Genomic DNA, 18,409 nt, shown 5'->3' with positions numbered 1-18,409 from the left:
GATAGAGCATCGGTGGGGATGCCGTTGGAGGTGATAGAGCATCGGTGGAAAGCGGCCCGGATGTGAGAGAAGGTCAGAAGAGGCCAGTGGGGTTGCCGTCGGGACCGACGTCCATGCGCATGGCGGCCGGTTCTTTGGGCAGACCGGGCATGGTCATGACGGCTCCGGTCAGGGCGACAATGAAGCCAGCACCCGTTTTTGGAATGAGTTCGCGTACATGTACGCGGAATCCCTTTGGCGCCCCGAGCTTGGACGCATCGTCGGTGAACGAGTACTGCGTCTTGGCCATGCAGACGGGGAGCCCGCCCCACCCATTCTTCTGGATGTCCACGAGCCGCTTCTGTGCCGGGACGGAAAATTCCACGCCGTCGGCGCCGTAGATCTCCTGCACAATGGTCCGGATCTTGTCCTCCACAGAAAGTTCAAGTGGGTACAAGTGGTGGAAATTTGACGGCCCTTGCACTGCCGCTGCCACCTTGGACGCGAGTTCATCCCCGCCGTCGCCTCCGCCGCCACGGCCCCAGACATCGGCGACGGCGGCTTCCACGCCTTCCGCTGCGCACCACTTCAGCAGCCACTGAAGTTCTTCGTCGGTGTCAGTGGCGAATTTGTTGATGGCGACGACTGGCGAAATGCCGAACTTGGCAATATTTCCAACATGGCGTTTGAGGTTTTCCACCCCAGCGGCCACGGCGTCCACGTTGGGCTCGCTGAGGTTCTCCTTTGGAACTCCGCCTTGCATCTTGAGCGCACGGATCGTTGCCACAACAACGACGGCGGACGGCGCCACGTCAGCGACGCGCGACTTTATGTCCATGTACTTTTCGGCACCCAGGTCCGCGCCGAAGCCGGCCTCGGTGACCACGATGTCGGCAAGTTGCTGGGCAGTCCGCGTTGCGATGAGCGAGTTACACCCGTGGGCAATGTTGGCGAAGGGTCCACCGTGGACCAGCGCCGGCGTCCCGGCGATGGTCTGGACAAGGTTTGGTTTGATGGCGTCCTTCAAGAGCAATGTCAGGACACCTTCCACACCAAGGTCCGCAACGGTTACCGGCTGGCGGTCGAAGGTATAGCCGAAGGTGATCCGGCCCAAGCGCGTCCGGAGGTCGTCCAAGTTCGCGGCGAGGCAGAATACGGCCATGATTTCGGAGGCCACTGTGATATCAAAGCCATCTTGCCGGGGTACGCCCTGGGCGGGACCGCCGAGCCCGATAATGATTTCCCGTAGGGAGCGGTCGTTCATGTCGATGACCCGCTTGAACGTCATGCGGCGGGGGTCGATTCCGAGGTGGTTGCCTTGGAAGATGTGGTTGTCCACGAGTGCCATGAGGGCGTTGTTGGCCGAGGTGACGGCGTGGAAGTCGCCAGTGAAGTGGAGGTTGATATCGTCCATGGGCAGTACCTGGGAGTAGCCGCCTCCGGTTGCTCCTCCCTTCATGCCAAGGATCGGCCCAAGTGACGGTTCGCGGAGTGCGATCATTACTTTGTGGCCGGCGCGTGCGAGGGAATCGGCAAGGCCTACAGTGGTTGTCGATTTGCCTTCGCCCGCAGGCGTGGGGGACATGGCTGAAACGAGGACCACTTTGCCGGGCGCCTTGCCCTCAGGGAGCACAAGCTTTGCCGGATTGATCTTGGCTTTGTAAGGCCCATACAGTTCCAGTGCGTCCACGTTGATGCCCGCTCGTCGCGCAATCTCTTCGATGGGCAGGATGGTGGCGTTATGGGCTATCTCAAGATCGCTCAGGCCCTTGTTTTCAGACATCGTTGTCCTTCGGCTTAGTGCTTCCGCTGTGTGGGCTGGCGCTCTGCGCCCTGCCTACGCTGTGCGCGACAATCTACCAGTCACCAGCGGGTAACTGCGTGAGGTTCACCGCCGGGGGACCAGCAGGCCGCCAACAGACTCGCGATAGCTTTCCAAAGTGATCGCAGCAGTGCGCTGCCAGCCAAAGGATTCGGCATGGGTCGCGGCTAAACGGCCCATGTCCTCGCGAGTCTGTACGTCGTCGTACAAATCCTCGAGGGCATCAGCCCAGTCGGAAGGATCGTGACCATCCACAAGGATACCCGTCCGGCCATCGGAAATGGCGCGTGAGAGCCCACCCACATTGGTGGCTACCACGGGGGTCCCGCACGCCTGTGCTTCCAAGGCCACAAGGCCGAAGGATTCGCTGAATGAGGGCATCACCACGACGTCGGCGGAGCGGAACCAGCTGGCGAGCTCGGGCGCTACAACCGGCGGGCGATGGGTGACGACGTCGGCCAGCCCGGCCTCTTCGATAATGTGCTGCAGGTTGAAGTCCTTGGCGCCGCTGAGCGAACCCAGAATGGTCATTTCCAGATCGATGTCCGGCCTGCGCTTCCGCAGGAGACCAGCTGCTTTGACGAAGACCTGGGGACCCTTAAGCCGTTGGATCCGGCCTGCGAACAGAATGTGGAAGCTGTCCGGCCTGACGTCCCGCTGGCCGCGCGACTTGCGACGGAAGGATGGTGTGAAGACTTTGAGATCCACGCCGGGAGGTGCGACGTCGATCTTGTCGATATCGGCTCCGTAGTGGGAGACGAGCTCTTCTGCCTCGGCTGGAGTATTGGCGATGAGGCGGGTAGCCCCATCAACAATCCGCTGCTCGCCGTCTTCCCGACGCCGCGGTTCGGGGCGCTCGCCGGATTCGAGAACAAGATTCTTGACCTTGGCCATGGTGTGCATGGTGTGGACCAACGGAACACCCCAGAGCTCAGACAATTCCAGCCCCGCAACCCCGGACACCCAGTAGTGCGAATGGATGGCGTCGTAACGGCCGTGGGGCTGCTGCTGCCGGATCCGATCGATCTCCTCCACCATCTGGTGGAGCAGGGCAGGCAATTCTTCCTTGGGGACTTTCCGCCGGGGTCCGGCCATCACGTTGTGGACGCACACGCCGGGTCCTGGATGCTCGACGGCGGCCTGGCCGGCTTTGGTGGAACGGGTGAAGATCTCTACCTCCACACCGGACTCGGCCAGGGCCATGGCCAAAGCGCGGACATAGACGTTCATTCCACCAGCGTCGCCGGCCCCTGGCTGCTCCATGGGGGAGGTGTGCAGTGAAAGGAATGCCACGCGGCGGATCAACGGCACACTTTCCTCCTTCGTATGAAACTAACTTATGAAGCCAAACCACTTTTGCCCTGCAGAAAACACTACTCCTGAAGCCCAGCACCACATGGCGCCGATCCCGGCTATGTGGACAAGGCTGCTAGCGTGTGCGCTGTGAGCCAAGAAACCCTTTTCGACATCCGCCCAGCCACGCCCGAAGATTGGCCCGGCATCTGGTCCCTCATGGAGCCCATCCTCCGCGAGGGGGAGACCTTCACCTGGGACCGCGACACCACTGAAGAAGCTGCCCGTGCCAAGTGGATGAAGGAAGCGCCTGGCCAGACATTCGTGGCCGTGCGTACTGCGGACGGGCACCGTCAGAGAGGCGAAATCCTGGGCACTGGGGAGTTCCATGCGAACCAGGCCGGTGGCGGCAGTCATGTGGCGAACGCCGGGTATATGGTGAGCTCCAAACATTCGGGCCAGGGAATTGCACGGGCGCTGTGTGCCTACTCCCTAAAAGAAGCCAAAGCGGCAGGATTCCGCTCCATGCAATTCAATGCTGTGGTGGAGAGCAACGTCCGGGCGGTGTGGTTGTGGCAATCCATGGGTTTCCGCATCCTGGCCACGGTTCCCGAGGCCTTCAACCACCCCGAAATTGGGTACGTTGGCCTGCACGTGATGTACCGGAAGCTCTAGGAGCTCTGGGAAGCTCTAGAAATGCTGAGAAGTCACTTCCAGAGTCCGCGGAGTTCCGGGAAGGCTGCCTCGTAGCCCTCAAGGAGTTCATCGGCCAGCGACGCCGAACCTACCAGCGGGTGGGCGGCAAAGGCTTGCAGTGCAGCATCGCGGTCACGGTCACGCACTGCCCGGACCGTCAGCCGCTCCACTTCCTTGACGTGTTGCATCAAGGTGAGGAACTGGCCTCCGGGCCGTTCCTGCGCAAGCGGCAGGGCGCCGTCGGGTGTTACCTCGCAGGGAACTTCGACGACGGCGTCCCCCGGCAGCCCGGGCACGGCGACTTCCGCCTCACTTGGTAAAGAGCCTGCGACGGGTGAATTGGGCACATTGAGGATCAGCTGGACCGTCCCACCTCCGGATAGAGCCCGCATCACGGACAACGCCACACGCTCATAGCCACCCCCGGCGAGGTCGTCTTCGTCGCGGTGCTCCCCATGCGTCCGGGCCTCAGCCAGGTAGCCTTCCTCGCGGGAGCGCCGGGCCGCATCCCACATGGCGTAGGCGTCCGGGGATTCCACGAGGGAAGGGTAGAGCGAGCTCTGTTGCTGGTGGATGGACGCCCCACGCGTTTCGCCTTGCTTCAGGATGGCTTCCGTCGCTTGCTCGGTGGCGTAGTAGTAGTAAAGGTATTCATTGGGCAGGCAACCGAGTTTGTCCAGAGTGTGCTGGCCGAACAAACGCCCTTCTTCGATCGTTTCGAGCGCCCCACGATCCGACAACAGTCCGGGCAGCAGGTCCCGGCCACCGGGCGCCAGCCGGTAAAGCCAGCCCAGGTGGTTCAACCCGAAGTAGCCCACGCCGTCGAGCGTTCCTTCTTGGAGCGGTGAACCGGCGGCCCTTGCCGCGCGCTGGACCAAGCCGCCGGCGGAATCGCAGATGCCAATCACCTTTCGTCCCAGCACCGGCACAAGCGCCTCGGTCACCATCCCGGCGGGGTTGGTGAAGTTGATGAGCCACGCATCCGGACAATAGCGCCGCATTCCCTCGGCGAGCTCCAGCATGTGCGGAATGGAGCGGAGGGCGTAGGAGATGCCGCCCGCGCCCGTGGTCTCCTGGCCCAGCAAGCCGAGGTCCAAGGCCACGCGTTCGTCGGCGATCCGTCCTTCGGTCCCGCCCGGGCGGATCGCCGCAAAGACCATATCGGTGCCGGTGAGTGCCTGCCTCAGGTCCGTGGAAATCACGACGGCGGGCCGGGAGCCTTCCGGGGTGGGCATATCCCGGAGAACTGCCTGGATGGCGGCGAGACGTGCGGGATCGACGTCGTAGAGCACCACCTCGTGCACCAGTCCCGCGAACGGACCCGTGCATAAGGCACGGTACACAAGGGGTACCCGGAATCCGCCGCCACCGGCGATCATGAGCCGCATGATCCGAGTCTATGCAGCCCGGAAGGCGCAGCGTAGTGTGCCGTGCATGGACGCAATGCCCCAGCGACGTTTTGATCCCCTTGCCGCCGTCCGCACGGACGGCGAGGGCCAATGCGACCTTCTCCTGGCTGGAACGGTCTTCCAGGACATCATTTTCACCGGACTCCCGCACTCTCCCGAGCCCGGCACTGAAGTGTGGAGCGAAGGCATGGGCAGCTGCCCGGGTGGGGTTGCCAACCAAGCGATCGCTGCGGCCCGGCTTGGCCTGAGGACCAACCTGGCGGCAGCCTTTGGCGACGACGGTTACGGGGATTACAACTGGCAGATCCTTGAAAGCCAGGAGCATGTGGACTTGTCCCTGTCGCGTCGCGTCCCGGGCTGGCACTCGCCGGTGACGGTGTCCATGTGCGTGAACCAGGATCGATCCATGGTCACCCACGGGCACCCGGCGCCGATCAAGGCCTCGGACCTGATCGGGCAGCCACCCAAGGCGCTCGCCGCCGTCGCGGACCTGGGCGAGGAGTTGGAACCCTGGATGCTGGCGGCGAAGGCCGCGGGAACCAAGCTTTTCGGCGTGGTGGGCTGGGATCCCAGCGGAGAGTGGTCACAGCGCAGGCTGGACCAACTCGAACACTTTTACGCTTTCCTTCCGAATGCGCCGGAGGCCATGGCATTCACGGGCAAGAGCGATCCCTGGGCGGCGCTGTATTCGTTGGCCGATCGGGTTCCGGTAGCTGTGGTGACGCTCGGAGCGCAGGGCGCCATGGCCGTGGACTCAGAGACGGGCGAAGAGGAATGGGTGCCGTCGTTGCCGGTGAATGCTTACGATCCGACGGGCGCAGGCGATTGTTTCGGGGCGGCCTTCATTGTGGGGTGTCTGGCAGGGTGGAGATTGGGGGACCGCCTGCGATTCGCGAACCTCTGTGCCTCGCTGGCCGTACAACAAGTGGGCGGGTCCTTGGCCGCGCCCGGCTGGGGCGACATCGCGGACTGGTGGCAGCGTGCCAACGCACGGAAGGAACGCCAGTCGAGCCAGTGGTTGCGGCGTTTCGCCTTCCTTGAGCCGATCGTGAAGGACATCCCCGCCGAGGCCCAACGGCGCGCCCGCGCCACGATTGCCCACTTGTCAGATGCCCAGTAGCAGAGCCGGCAGTTAACCCCTCTTCACCCACACCACTAGAATCTCTAGGGTGACTTACGAAGCAGCTGCAGATATCGGGATCGGGTCCAGGACCTCCATAGCAAAGTCAGCGGTGCTTGAGCGTTCCGCAGTGATCGATCTTGAGGCCGTGCGGCACAACGTTCGTCAGTTTGTCGCGATCGCCTCCCCGGCCTCCGTCATGGCTGTGGTGAAGGCTGACGCTTATGGCCATGGCGTGGTTCAGGTGGCACGTGCAGCCCTCGACGCCGGAGCGGCCTGGCTCGGCGTCGCCCACATTTCAGAGGCGCTCGCCTTGCGGGCCGCCGGCATTGAGGCACCTTTATTGGCCTGGCTGCACACCCAAGAAAGCAACTTCCAAGCCGCAGTTGCCGCCGGCATTGACGTCGGGATTTCTGGTTGGGAGCTCGACGCCGTCGTGGCGGCCGCCCGCGAACAGGAGCGCCCAGCGCGGGTCCATCTGAAGGTGGATACAGGGCTGGGCCGCAATGGCTGCCCCATCGCCGACTGGGACCAGTTGGTGGGCCAGGCCATGGAATACCAGGACGAAGGCCTGCTTCGCGTCGTTGGCATTTTCTCCCACCTTGCCGTCGCCGACGAGCCGCACCGGCCCGAAACGGACCAACAATTGGCGGTTTTCCGTGACGCACTCGCCATCGCTGAGGATGCCGGCGTTGATACCGAGGTCAGGCACATCGCCAACACTCCCGCAGCCCTGTCGCGGCCGGATTCGCACTTCGACCTCATCCGCGTCGGGCTCGGCATCTACGGGTTGTCGCCCTTCGAAGGGGTTACGTCCGCCGAACTTGGCCTGCACGCCGCCATGACCGTCCGCACGCTCCTCTCCAACTGCAAAAAGGTTCCGCAGGGGCAAGGCGTTTCCTACGGCCTGAAGTACCACACCAGCGAGGAGAGCACGCTGGGCCTGGTTCCCTTGGGTTATGCCGATGGCGTCCCCCGCATCGCTACTGGCGGCCCAGTTCGCGTCAACGGCATCACCTACCCTGTGGTGGGCCAGATCGCGATGGACCAGATGGTGATTGATCTTGGACCGCTCACCCCTGAAGAAGCGGCCGGACTCAAGGGCAGCGAAGCTGTGATGTTCGGCGACGGCGCCGATGGCGGCCCCACCGCGGATGACTGGGCGGCCGCAGCGGGAACCATCAACTATGAGATCGTCACCCGCATAAGCCCGCGGGTGCCCCGCAGCTACGTCAACGAGGCTTCGACACAGCCTGAGGCACAACCGGAGGTACAACGCGGCACCCGGGCAGCTTCGGAATCGGCGACGCTGTGAACGAACCACTGATCGAACCAAGCGAACCGCTGTGGGAACGCCACCTGAAGGTCACGACGGCGGAGCAGACCCACGCGCTCGGCGCAGCACTGGGCGGGGTACTTGAGGCGGGGGACCTCCTTGTCCTGACCGGAGAGTTGGGTGCGGGGAAGACGACCTTCACCCAGGGGCTGGGAGAGGGCTTGGGCGTACGTGCCGGGATCATCTCGCCTACGTTCGTGCTGGTTCGGATCCATCCCAACCTTCCGGATGGCCCGCGCCCCGGTGGCCCGGACCTGGTCCACGTCGACGCCTACAGGCTGGAATCAGCCGCCGAGATCGATGACATTGATCTCGAGAACACCATGGACTCGTCCGTAACCGTGGTGGAGTGGGGGAGGGACCGGGTGGAGCACCTCTCGGACAGCCGCCTGGAAGTGGATCTTCATCGGTCTGTGGGTGGCGCAGGCCTTGTGCCGGCCACCAAGGTCGCGGACAGCGGCACGGTCCTGGACTTTGACACTGATGACGACGACGAACCCCGCACCATCGTTTTCCGCGGTTTCGGCCCACGGTGGGTCGAGGCTCCGAAGCTTCTTGAAACCACGATCTCCGAAGGAGGCCACTGATGCTGATCTTGGCCATTGATACCTCTGCAGTGGCCAGTGCTGCGCTGATTTCGGACGTTGCCATGGAAGGCGTGGTGGATTCCTTCGCCACTGAGGACACGCGAAGCCATGCCGAAGTCCTTGCTCCCGGCATCGAGAAGCTCCTGGCAGGAGCCGGCGTCACCGGTGCGGATATTGACGTGATCGTCGCAGGGGTGGGCCCCGGACCGTTTACCGGGCTGCGCTCGGGTATTGCAACCGCACGCACCCTGGCTTTCGTCTGGAACAAGCCGCTGTATGGCCTGATGAGCCTTGATGCGATCGCCCTCGAAGTAGCGGAGTCAACTGCCGCTGTTCCCGAATTCCTGGTGGCCACTGACGCCCGGCGCAAAGAGGTCTACTGGGCGCGGTACGTCCTGGAGGAGAGCCAGCTTCCCCAGCTCATCGACGGACCGCATGTGGGTTTCGCCTCGGAATTGCCGGACCTGCCCGTGTTCGGTGCGGGCGCTGGCCTGTACGCCGACGTCCTCCGTGCGGACGAAGATTTTGCCGACACCCAGCCGGACGCGGCCTCCCTTGGCCAGGTCGCGCTGGCCCGGTTAACGGCAGGGCAGGAACTCTTGGATTCCACACCTTTGTACTTGCGCGAATCGGACGCCCAGGTGCCGGGTCCCAGGAAACGTGCCCTGTGATGAAAGGGGAACGATGAAACTTTCGCCCAAACTGGAGCTCGCAGGAGTTTCCCTGCGCGACATGACCGAGGCTGACGTCCCGGCCGTGGAAGCCTTGGAACGTCGATTGTTCCCCGTGGATGCCTGGCCCCTGCAGATGTTCTTCGACGAGTTGTCCCAGCCCGACACACGCCGCTATGTGGTGGCTGAAGTTGAGGGCCAGATCGTGGCGTACGCCGGATTGATGTGCATTGAGCCAATTGCGGACGTCCAGACGATCGCCGTCGTTCCCGAATTTGAAGGCAAAGGCATCGGTTCGGCAATCCTGACCGAACTGATTGAAGAGGCACGGCGGCGTCGCGCGGCGGACGTCCTCCTGGAGGTGCGCGCTGACAACCCTCGTGCACAGCAGTTGTATCTGCGCTTCGGATTCGAACAGATTCACGTCCGGCCGCGGTACTACCGGGACGGGACGGACGCGTTGATCATGCGCCTGCCACTGAATAACTCATGACACTTAACGAGCCAGAAGGAGCCAACGCGTGAGCGGCCCTTATCCAGAACAGCCGAAGCAGCCGTTGGTGCTGGGCATCGAATCGTCCTGCGACGAAACGGGCGTCGGAATCGTGCGCGGTACAACGCTGCTGACCAACACGGTGTCCTCGTCCATGGACGAGCACGTGCGTTTTGGTGGCGTCATCCCGGAGATCGCCTCGCGCGCCCACTTGGATGCCTTTGTCCCCACGCTCCAGGAAGCGCTGCATGAAGCCGGGGTGACCCTGGAGGACATCGATGCCATTGCTGTCACCTCGGGTCCCGGCCTGGCCGGCGCCCTCATGGTGGGTGTCTGCGCCGCGAAGGCCCTGGCCGTCGCCACGGGCAAGCCGCTCTACGCGATCAATCACCTCGTAGCGCACGTTGGCGTGGGGCTGCTGGATTCAAGGCCCGACGCCGGTGCTGGCGCCGGCTTGGGTGACGGCCAGTTGCCGCCGAAGCTCGGTGCACTTCTGGTTTCGGGTGGCCACACGGAGATCCTCCGTATCCGCAGCATCACAGATGACGTGGAACTCCTGGGGTCCACCATCGATGACGCCGCCGGCGAAGCCTGCGACAAAGTGGCCCGGATCCTGGGCCTTGGCTACCCCGGTGGTCCAGCCATCGACAAACTCGCACGCCAGGGCAATCCCAAGTCCATCCGCTTTCCGCGCGGCCTCACGCAGCCCAAATACATGGGCACCGCAGAGGAAAAGGGACCGCACCGCTACGACTGGTCCTTCAGCGGCCTGAAAACCGCGGTGGCCAGATGCGTGGAGCAATTCGAAGCCCGCGGTGAGGAAGTACCTGTAGCCGATATCGCAGCAGCATTCCAGGAAGCCGTAGTTGACGTCATCAGTTCCAAGGCAGTCCTGGCCTGCAAGGAGAACGGCATTACTGACGTGCTCCTTGGTGGAGGCGTTGCTGCCAACTCGCGGCTGCGTGAATTGACGGGTCAACGCTGCGTCTCGGCGGGCATCAAGCTGCACGTGCCGCCGCTGGGTCTCTGCACGGACAACGGTGCCATGGTGGCAGCCCTTGGTGCTCAACTGATCATGGCCGGAATCGGGCCCAGCGGAATTGCCTTCGCACCGGATTCCTCCATGCCCGTTACTACGGTGTCGGTGGCTGCGTAAGTTACGCCTTTCAGCAACTACGCGTTCCAGCCAACTGCGCGTTCCACTAACTATGCGTCGGGGCCTTTGCGCATCTGCTGCACGAGGTCCATGACCACTGCCTGCAGGTCCCCGTTGTGTTCGGCGGCCACACGGCGCTGGCGCTGGTAGCTGGCGCCGCGTTCGATGATCTTCATGACGTCGGCCAGTTCTTCCGAGCAGCCGAGCTTGGCTGCCACGGGTTCCAAGCGTGCGACGGTTTCTGCGAGGTGCTCGGTGACCAACTGCTCGTTGCCCTTGGCATCCAGGATGATGATGGCTTCCATGCCATAGCGGGCGGCACGCCACTTGTTCTCCTGGACGTGCCAAGGAGGCATGGTTGGGATGCTTCCGCCGGCGTCGAGGATGGAGGAGAACTCGTCCACGAGGCACTGCGTCAGTGCGGCGATCGCACCCACTTCCTCAAGGGTGGCGAGGCCATCGCAAATGCGCATCTCGATAGTGCCCAGGTTGGAGACGGGCCTGATGTCCCAACGGATCTCAGAGATGGCGTCAATGACACCGGTGGTGAACATGTCCTGGACATAGGACTCGTATGCTTCCCAGGTTTCGAATTGGAACGGCAGGCCAGCGGTGGGGAGTTGCTGGAACATGAGGGCCCGCTGGGATGCGTAGCCGGTTTCTTCGCCGGCCCAGAAGGGGCTGGAGGCGGATAACGCCTGGAAGTGCGGGAAGTAGTTGACCAGGCCGTCCAGGATGGGGAGTACTTTGTCCCGGCGATCGATGCCCACGTGGACGTGGACACCATAGATGACCATTTGGCGTCCCCACCATTGGGTGCGCTCGATCAGCTTGGCGTAGCGCTCCTTGTCGGTGACCGGTTGGAGCAGGGGAGGGCTGAAGGGATGGCTGCCTGCGCAGAACACCTCCACTCCCATGGGGTCGGTGACTTCGCGGACAGCGGCGAGGGAGCGGCTAAGGTCCTCTTTGGCTTCCTTGACCGTTTCGCAGATTCCGGTAACGAGTTCCACCGTGTTCAGGAGCAGTTCGCGCTTGATGTGGGGGTGTTCGTCGTCTTCGTTGAGGTCCGGGTGGTTCGCGGCCACGCCCTTGAGCACATCGTTCGCGACGGAGACCAGTTCCCCGGTGCGTGCATTGACGAGCGCCAACTCCCATTCCACACCCAGTGTCGATTGCCTGGATGGCGCAAACTCAATCTGCACGTAGTCCCCTCGTTGCTTGTTTCTGCTGGAGTTTCAGCTGGACGCAACCCGCTGCGGGGCCGTCAGCGGTCGGCTCAAGTCTAGTGCAGCCGGAGCATGGCTGATTGCGGACAGGGCGAAGTTAAGCGCCGTGACCCATCCCCAGGGAATTGCTAATGAGAATGATTTGCAACTATAATCTTTCCATGCACCTCACCGTTGTCAGCTCCCTGGACAGTCAGTGCCGCGAAGCGGCCACCGCCCGGCTTGGTCGAACGCACACGAACTCGGTCGTAGTTCTTCACGACCTCCTGGACGGTTCCTTGGTCATGCGGCGCGTCTACAGGGAAGGTCAGTTGTTCGAGCGCGAAACAACCGTTCTGGAACACGGTTGCCTCAGCTGTACGGTCAAGCTGGATGTAGTACCGACGGCGGAACGCCTCGCCGCCTGCGGGTTCGACCATGTGGTCCTGGGCCTGCCCCCTGGCGTCGCAGCAGGGATGGCAGTCGCGGAACTCCGGCGCGGCCTCTCCCAGCCGGCCGTCATGGACAACGCCATCCTGGCCTTGGACCCTGTGGATCTTGACGATCACATCTGGGACCGTCACACCCTTTTTGAATCCGGCTTCACATCGATGCCGGAGGATGACCGGACTAGCGGCGAGTTCCTGATCGGCGAGTTCGGGCAGGTGGACACCGTCATGTTGCACCCCGGTTTGGGGGCTGAATGGTCCGGAAATCCCCGCGTGGGAACCAAAGAGTGGGTGACTGGCGTGGAGCTGCTGGGGCAGCTGGCGCCGCACGCTGCAGCAATCAGTGCAGCCGATGACTTCAGATCGGGCTGCTTCGACGACGCCGAAGCGGCCGCACGTACCCGGCCCGGCGTGGTCCGCCTGCCCTTGGACGATTCGCCCGGTTCTTTCCGTACAGTCCTCCACAAGGCCGGGCGGCCGCTGCACCCGGGCCGTTTCCGTGAAGCACTTCCCCAACTCGCGGCTGGAACCCACTGGCTGCGCGGACGTTTGTGGATCGCCTCGGCCGTGAAGACGCGGATCGCGGTACAGGGAATTGGTCCCCGCGTGTGGCTTGAGAGCACCGGGACCTGGCTGGCGGACGCACCTGCCGCAGGCCGCAACGCCAAGGTGGGGGCCGACGTCGACGCCGTCCTGGACTGGCACCCGAACTATGGCGACCGCGGAACGGTCCTGGCCATTACCGGACGCTCCGAGCACATCGACCCGCAGGAAATCCGCACCCTCCTGGAGGGCTGCCAATTGACCGAGGCCGAGATGGAACTCCACTTTGGAGTCTGGGAGGACCCCCTGGAACTTAGCGAAGCACTTTAGCCAGCCACCCTAAAAGCCAACCCACCAACAAGAAGGAGAAAAACCATGAAGGTCAGGAACTCACTGCGTGCCCTCAAGAAGATCCCGGGTGCACAAATCGTCCGGCGACGTGGGCGCACGTTCGTCATCAACAAGAACAACCCGCGCATGAAGGCCCGCCAGGGCTAAGAGAACGGCAGCGTAAAGAGGCCGTTGTTTAATGGGTGAATGCCAATCCTGAACAAAGACATGTCCTTGTGCATTTCGCTCGCGGCCCGGCCCAGCAACATCGGGACCCGGTTCCACAATTATTTGTACGATCTGCTCGGACTGAACTTTGTCTACAAGGCATTCGCCCCGGCGGACATCACTCTTGCAGTGGCTGGCATCCGCGGCCTCCCCATCAGGGGAGCCGCGGTGTCCATGCCATACAAGGAAGCAGTCATCCCGCTTGTGGACGTGATGGATCCGTCAGCAAAGGCCATCGACTCGGTCAACACGATTGTCAATAACGACGGCGTCCTCACGGCCTACAACACCGACTACATCGCCATTGCCCGGCTCCTGAAGGACCACAAAGTACCCAGCAGCCACACCGTGCTGCTGCGTGGAGCCGGAGGAATGGCAAAAGCGGTGGCCGCAGCTCTCCGCGATGCAGGCTTTACGTCCGTGACCATCGTTGCCCGCAACGAAACCACCGGACGCGCGCTCGCGGACCTTTACGGTTTCGGTTGGCAGGACGACGTCAACGGATCAACGGCGGACCTCGTCATCAATGTCACGCCGTTGGGGATGGCCGGCGCGGACGAGACAGCGCAATCCTTTGACGACGTAACCATTGCCGCCGCGAAGGTAGTGTTCGACGTCGTCGCCCTCCCCTCCGAGACGCCGCTCATCACAGCTGCCCGTCAAGCAGGCAAGCCGGTGATCACTGGAGCCGAAGTCATCGCCATCCAGGCGGAGGAACAATTCGTCCTGTACACGGGTGTCCGCCCGAGTGCTGACCAGGTCCGCGAAGCCTCGGAATTCTCCCGCCGCTGACGTGGCCTAGAACGTCACGGGCTCCACCACCACGGCCACTCTTTCCTCGCCAATCCTGGTGAGGACCAGGGTGGCCGTTTTTGCGGGCTTGGTCTCGCGCTTGGATGGAAGCAGTTGTTTCCGCAGTTCTTCGGGAGTAACTGCCGTGCCGCGCTTCTTGATGTCCAGCACCGTGATGCCGTTCGCTTTGACCCAGGCTTTGAGCGCCTTCACGTTGTAAGGCATTACTTCAAGCACCTTGTATGCGCGGGCAAAGGGCGAGTCATGGAGTTCCGGGGCGCAGATGTAGGCAATATGTTCGTCCACCAAGTGCCCGCCAAAACGTTCAGCGACGTCGGCCACCAGGCCTGCGCGGATGACCGCACCGTCCGGTTCGTAGAGGAACCCTTCAACCGGCCCGACGGCGGCTACCGGGCCGCCGTCGAAGTCCTCGCCGCTGGTGAGCTCAGCAGCGCCCTGGGAACCGATGACAAGTGCCGCGCGCCGTACACCCGGCCGGGCCACCGCGTTGAACCACAGGGTGACCTCCGTGACGTCGCCGCCTACGGAGACCCACTGCGCTTCGCAGTTCGCCGGAACCGAGTCGTGTGGCATCCCGGGACCCATCTTGACCCCGACCGCCCGACCGGCTGCGGCAAGGCCTTCAACGAACGACAACGGGGGAGAGAACGCTTCCGGATCCCAGATCCTTTTGGTCCCGGACGTCGAGGTTGTGCGTCGTGCGGGATCCAGCCACACGCCGTCGATCCCGTCCAGGTCCACTGATGTGGCATCGGAATGCACCACTGTGGCGTGCGGGAAGGGCATGAGGTTGATCGTGGCGCAGGCGGCAGTGGTTTCGTCCATTTCCACGGCGGTCACGGCAATGTCCATCGAGGCCAAGGCCATGGAGTCCGCTCCGAGGCCGCAGCCGAGGTCGGCTACGTGGGAAATGCCGGCCTTGGCAAAACGCTCGGCGTGCCGGGCTGCGACGTTGAGGCGGGTTGCCTGCTCGAGTCCGGCCTGGGTGAACAGCATCTGGCGGGCGAACTCGCCGAACTTGGCCTCGGCGCGGGTCCGGAGGCGGGACTGTGTGAGTACGGCGGCCACGAGTTCAGGGGAGTGGCCTGCTTTCCTGAGGTCGGCGGTAACGCTGAACGCTTCGGCTTCGCGGTACGGCCCCAGCGAGGCAAGGAGTTCCCATCCTTCAGTGGTCAGCAAGGGTGCGATCTGTTCCTGCGGTGCGTGAGACATGGGATCAAGCCTAACGGCGCGCGCCGTGACGCCGTGAGTTGGGAATCAGCCCGATAGGGTTGTTTTCATGGAAGACAACGCAGCTCCGCAGCCCTCCGACACGAACGACCCGGGCGGGAACGACTCCGCAGGCCCGGGAGCTTCAGAGCATGCCGCAGAGCATTCCTCCGGTCAGTCCCTTGTGGCGTTTGCCCGTCCTGCCTTAATCGCGGGGGCTGTGATCGCTTTGATCTGCGTTGCCCTGCTGATCGTCATCTTCGCGTTGGACTCATTCAACGCGGCGGCATACTCCGTGACGGGCAAGAGCGTGAATGACGCTACTGATGAAGCCCGCGATATCCGGGACCTCTACAGCGGGGCCCGCATTGGTGGGATTATCGCCTTGGTGATTTCCGGCGTCGTGGCCCTGGCGGCCGCCGTCGTGCTCTATTTGAAGCGCGGAACCGCGCCCACAGATGAGGACGACGACGGCGAAGACTATGATCTGGATGACCTCACCGGCCGGTAACGGGAGTTCACTCAGGACGAAATTCTGGCACTCACCTTGACCGAGTGCTAACGCTTACATAGAGTCGTGTTAGCACTCTCCCCCGGAGGGTGCTAATCACGCCAGGCGTCACCGGCACCGCGACGACGGTTGCACGCCACGGCACCCTAGTTCTTAGTCCATGAATCAGCTCATGAAAAGGAGAGTCCGAGTGTCGGTCTCGATTAAGCCTCTTGAGGATCGTATTGTTGTTCGCCCGCTCGAAGCAGAGCAGACCACGGCTTCCGGCCTGGTAATTCCGGACTCCGCACAGGAGAAGCCGCAGGAAGGTGAAGTTGTTGCAATCGGCCCCGGTCGCTTCGATGACAACGGCAACCGCGTGCCGGTTGACGTAACTGTTGGCGACGTCGTCATCTACTCCAAGTACGGTGGAACCGAAGTCAAGACCGGCGGCAACGAGTACCTCGTTCTGTCCGCCCGCGACGTCCTTGCGATCGTCGTAAAGTAACTTCCTGGAGCCCCGCACCGCAGCCGCGTTGGAATCATTCCGACCTTCTGCGGTGCGGGTTTTCTGTCTTGAAAGGACACAACCATGGCAAAGCAGCTTGCTTTTAACGATGCTGCCCGCCGGTCTCTTGAGGCCGGTATCGACAAGCTCGCCAACACTGTCAAGGTGACGCTTGGCCCGCGCGGCCGCAACGTCGTGCTGGACAAGAAGTGGGGCGCTCCCACGATCACCAACGATGGCGTGACGATCGCCCGCGAAGTTGAGCTTGACGACCCCTACGAGAACCTTGGTGCGCAGCTGGCCAAGGAAGTAGCCACCAAGACCAACGACGTCGCTGGCGACGGCACCACCACCGCTACAGTGCTGGCACAGGCCCTGGTCAAGGAAGGCCTGCGCAACGTTGCTGCTGGTGCCGCTCCTGGCGAGATCAAGCGTGGCATCGAGGTTTCCATTGAAGCCATCGCAGCCCGCCTCCTGGAGAACGCAAGCGAAGTGCAGGGCACCCAGGTTGCCAACGTTGCCGCTATTTCCGCACAGAGCGACGAAATTGGTGAACTGCTGGCAGAGGCGTTCGGCAAGGTGGGCAAAGATGGCGTCATCACCATCGAAGAATCCTCCACCACCCAGACCGAACTCGTCCTCACCGAAGGCATGCAGTTTGACAAGGGCTACCTTTCCCCGTACTTCGTCACTGACGCAGAACGCCAGGAAGCTGTCCTCGAAGACGCCTTGATCCTGATCAACCAGGGCAAGATCTCCTCCCTGCAGGAATTCCTGCCGTTGCTGGAGAAGGCGCTGCAGGCCTCCAAGCCGCTGTTTATCATCGCCGAGGACATCGAAGGCGAAGCCCTGTCCACGCTGATCGTCAACCGCATCCGCGGCACGCTGAACGTTGTGGCCGTCAAGGCTCCGGGCTTCGGCGACCGCCGCAAGGCCATGCTGCAGGACATCGCTACGCTCACGGGCGCTCAGGTTGTTTCTCCGGACCTTGGCCTCTCGCTGGACACAGTTGGCCTCGAGGTACTGGGTACGGCACGCCGCATCACGGTCACCAAGGACAACACCACCATCGTTGATGGCGCCGGAACCGAGCAGGACGTTGCCGACCGCGTGGCCCAGCTGCGCGCCGAGCTCACTCGCACGGACTCCGACTGGGACCGCGAGAAGCTGCAGGAGCGCCTTGCCAAGCTGGCTGGCGGCATCGGCGTTATCAAGGTTGGCGCAGCCACCGAGGTTGAACTGAAGGAAAAGAAGCACCGCATCGAGGACGCCGTTTCCTCCACGCGTGCAGCCCTTGAAGAAGGCATCGTTTCCGGTGGCGGTTCCGCCCTCATCCACGCCCTCAAGGCACTGGATGAATCCCCGGCCGTCAAGGCCCTGGAAGGTGACGCAGCAGCAGCTGTTGGCATCGTCCGCCGTGCCTTGATCCAGCCGCTGCGCTGGATCGCGCAGAACGCCGGCTTCGACGGCTTCGTCGTCGTTTCCAAGGTCTCCGAACTCGAAGCCAACCACGGCTTCAACGCCAAGTCCGGCGAGTACGAGGACCTCATCGCCGCCGGCGTGATCGACCCCGTCAAGGTCACCCGCTCCGCACTCCGCAACGCCGCTTCCATCGCTGCCCTGGTTCTCACCACCGAGACCCTGGTAGTCGAAAAGCCGGCAGAGGAAGAAGACGCACACGCAGGCCACAGGCACTAACAGCCTGTCCGAAAAAGCCCTGGTCACTCGTGGCCAGGGCTTTTTTATGCCCTCTGGCGCTTCCCGGCGGCCGCTTTGTGGCGCGCGTGTGGATCGGCGTGTGGCGTCCTGACCTTCTTTGAACCCCGGGCACCCGCTATGCAACCAAAAAAGGGTGAAAAGAGGGCTTCTGCACATCAAAGAAGGTCAGGGACCCACACGGCTCGCCAAGGATGCGTGGACCCACCTGTTGCCTCATGTCAATACCTCCGCGACGGGGAATACGTTGCGTCATTGGAAAACCTCCGGTTGGGTCGGCGGTTCCAGTCTTCGTTGACGCGTGGCTTTACGGGGGCTGGTTGTTTGGCGGTGGCCAGCGTTCCTAGCTGAGCGGT

18 protein-coding genes are annotated in these 18,409 nt (G+C 62.9%); 13 read left to right on the top strand and 5 right to left on the bottom strand.

From position 1 onward, the window contains the following. Positions 1-73: 73 nt before the first annotated feature. Together AC1DD7_RS08115 and mshA are read right to left on the bottom strand one after the other, a co-directional pair. Positions 74-1,762 carry a formate--tetrahydrofolate ligase gene (locus AC1DD7_RS08115; RefSeq protein ID WP_477514553.1) on the bottom strand — a complete coding sequence of 563 codons (1,689 nt, stop codon included), beginning with the start codon at positions 1,760-1,762 and terminating at the stop codon, positions 74-76. A 105-nt stretch (positions 1,763-1,867) separates the two neighbouring features. Then, complete coding sequence (gene mshA, locus AC1DD7_RS08110; RefSeq protein ID WP_477514552.1) at positions 1,868-3,112, bottom strand: D-inositol-3-phosphate glycosyltransferase; 1,245 nt, start codon at positions 3,110-3,112, stop codon at positions 1,868-1,870. A 123-nt stretch (positions 3,113-3,235) separates the two neighbouring features. Between mshA and AC1DD7_RS08105 the strand changes: the two genes are divergently transcribed. Further along, positions 3,236-3,769 carry an N-acetyltransferase family protein gene (locus AC1DD7_RS08105; RefSeq protein WP_477514551.1) on the top strand — a complete coding sequence of 178 codons (534 nt, stop codon included), beginning with the start codon at positions 3,236-3,238 and terminating at the stop codon, positions 3,767-3,769. Between the two features lie 32 nt (positions 3,770-3,801). Here the strand turns inward: AC1DD7_RS08105 and AC1DD7_RS08100 are convergent, their stop codons facing one another. After that, on the bottom strand, positions 3,802-5,178 hold the full coding sequence (locus tag AC1DD7_RS08100; RefSeq protein WP_477514550.1) for a 6-phospho-beta-glucosidase: 1,377 nt from the start codon (positions 5,176-5,178) through the stop codon (positions 3,802-3,804). Between the two features lie 46 nt (positions 5,179-5,224). On the opposite strand from AC1DD7_RS08100, the gene AC1DD7_RS08095 reads away from it, so the two are divergent. The 6 genes from AC1DD7_RS08095 to tsaD are packed head-to-tail and all read left to right on the top strand — an operon-like array spanning position 5,225 to position 10,562. After that, positions 5,225-6,319, top strand: coding sequence for a carbohydrate kinase family protein (locus tag AC1DD7_RS08095; protein WP_477514549.1), 1,095 nt, complete (start codon positions 5,225-5,227; stop codon positions 6,317-6,319). Positions 6,320-6,368: 49 nt separating this feature from the next. Next, positions 6,369-7,634, top strand: coding sequence for an alanine racemase (gene alr / locus AC1DD7_RS08090; protein WP_477514548.1), 1,266 nt, complete (start codon positions 6,369-6,371; stop codon positions 7,632-7,634). Beyond that, the gene (gene tsaE, locus AC1DD7_RS08085; RefSeq protein ID WP_477514547.1) at positions 7,631-8,242 is read left to right on the top strand and encodes a tRNA (adenosine(37)-N6)-threonylcarbamoyltransferase complex ATPase subunit type 1 TsaE; all 612 of its coding nucleotides are present in this window, start codon (positions 7,631-7,633) and stop codon (positions 8,240-8,242) included. Before alr ends, tsaE begins: the two co-directional genes overlap by 4 nt. Further along, a complete protein-coding gene (gene tsaB, locus AC1DD7_RS08080) occupies positions 8,242-8,913 on the top strand; it encodes a tRNA (adenosine(37)-N6)-threonylcarbamoyltransferase complex dimerization subunit type 1 TsaB (RefSeq protein ID WP_477514546.1) in 672 nt (223 codons plus the stop codon). Before tsaE ends, tsaB begins: the two co-directional genes overlap by 1 nt. A 13-nt stretch (positions 8,914-8,926) precedes the next feature. Further along, positions 8,927-9,406 (top strand): ribosomal protein S18-alanine N-acetyltransferase, encoded by a 480-nt coding sequence (gene rimI / locus AC1DD7_RS08075; protein WP_477514545.1) that lies wholly within the window; start codon positions 8,927-8,929, stop codon positions 9,404-9,406. A gap of 28 nt (positions 9,407-9,434) precedes the next feature. Next, complete coding sequence (gene tsaD, locus AC1DD7_RS08070) at positions 9,435-10,562, top strand: tRNA (adenosine(37)-N6)-threonylcarbamoyltransferase complex transferase subunit TsaD (RefSeq protein ID WP_477514544.1); 1,128 nt, start codon at positions 9,435-9,437, stop codon at positions 10,560-10,562. A gap of 50 nt (positions 10,563-10,612) precedes the next feature. Here tsaD and AC1DD7_RS08065 read toward each other — a convergent pair whose 3' ends face one another. Next, positions 10,613-11,764 carry a glutamate--cysteine ligase gene (locus tag AC1DD7_RS08065; RefSeq protein WP_223946526.1) on the bottom strand — a complete coding sequence of 384 codons (1,152 nt, stop codon included), beginning with the start codon at positions 11,762-11,764 and terminating at the stop codon, positions 10,613-10,615. A 185-nt stretch (positions 11,765-11,949) separates the two neighbouring features. On the opposite strand from AC1DD7_RS08065, the gene AC1DD7_RS08060 reads away from it, so the two are divergent. From AC1DD7_RS08060 to AC1DD7_RS08050, 3 genes are read left to right on the top strand one after another with little or no spacing between them, the layout of a single operon-like run. Further along, on the top strand, positions 11,950-13,089 hold the full coding sequence (locus AC1DD7_RS08060; RefSeq protein WP_477514543.1) for a GTP-binding protein: 1,140 nt from the start codon (positions 11,950-11,952) through the stop codon (positions 13,087-13,089). 45 nt (positions 13,090-13,134) lie between these two features. Then, complete coding sequence (ykgO, locus tag AC1DD7_RS08055; protein ID WP_011775528.1) at positions 13,135-13,257, top strand: type B 50S ribosomal protein L36; 123 nt, start codon at positions 13,135-13,137, stop codon at positions 13,255-13,257. Between the two features lie 39 nt (positions 13,258-13,296). Further along, the gene (locus AC1DD7_RS08050; protein ID WP_477514542.1) at positions 13,297-14,109 is read left to right on the top strand and encodes a shikimate 5-dehydrogenase; all 813 of its coding nucleotides are present in this window, start codon (positions 13,297-13,299) and stop codon (positions 14,107-14,109) included. Between the two features lie 6 nt (positions 14,110-14,115). Here AC1DD7_RS08050 and AC1DD7_RS08045 read toward each other — a convergent pair whose 3' ends face one another. Next, the gene (locus AC1DD7_RS08045) at positions 14,116-15,342 is read right to left on the bottom strand and encodes a THUMP-like domain-containing protein (protein WP_477514541.1); all 1,227 of its coding nucleotides are present in this window, start codon (positions 15,340-15,342) and stop codon (positions 14,116-14,118) included. Between the two features lie 67 nt (positions 15,343-15,409). On the opposite strand from AC1DD7_RS08045, the gene AC1DD7_RS08040 reads away from it, so the two are divergent. The 3 genes from AC1DD7_RS08040 to groL all read left to right on the top strand — a co-directional run bounded on the left by AC1DD7_RS08040 (position 15,410) and on the right by groL (position 18,035). Then, the gene (locus AC1DD7_RS08040) at positions 15,410-15,850 is read left to right on the top strand and encodes a hypothetical protein (protein ID WP_477514540.1); all 441 of its coding nucleotides are present in this window, start codon (positions 15,410-15,412) and stop codon (positions 15,848-15,850) included. Between the two features lie 190 nt (positions 15,851-16,040). Next, positions 16,041-16,337: a co-chaperone GroES gene (gene groES, locus AC1DD7_RS08035; RefSeq protein ID WP_211711208.1), complete on the top strand. Its 297-nt coding sequence runs from the start codon at positions 16,041-16,043 to the stop codon at positions 16,335-16,337. An 84-nt stretch (positions 16,338-16,421) separates the two neighbouring features. Then, positions 16,422-18,035: a chaperonin GroEL gene (gene groL / locus AC1DD7_RS08030; protein WP_477514539.1), complete on the top strand. Its 1,614-nt coding sequence runs from the start codon at positions 16,422-16,424 to the stop codon at positions 18,033-18,035. Positions 18,036-18,409: the final 374 nt, after the last annotated feature.

The sequence above is a fragment of the Paenarthrobacter sp. 10L412 genome, assembly GCF_056395565.1.
The sequence above is the reverse complement of the archived record's forward strand: the minus strand, read 5'-3'. Positions and strand labels throughout refer to the sequence as shown.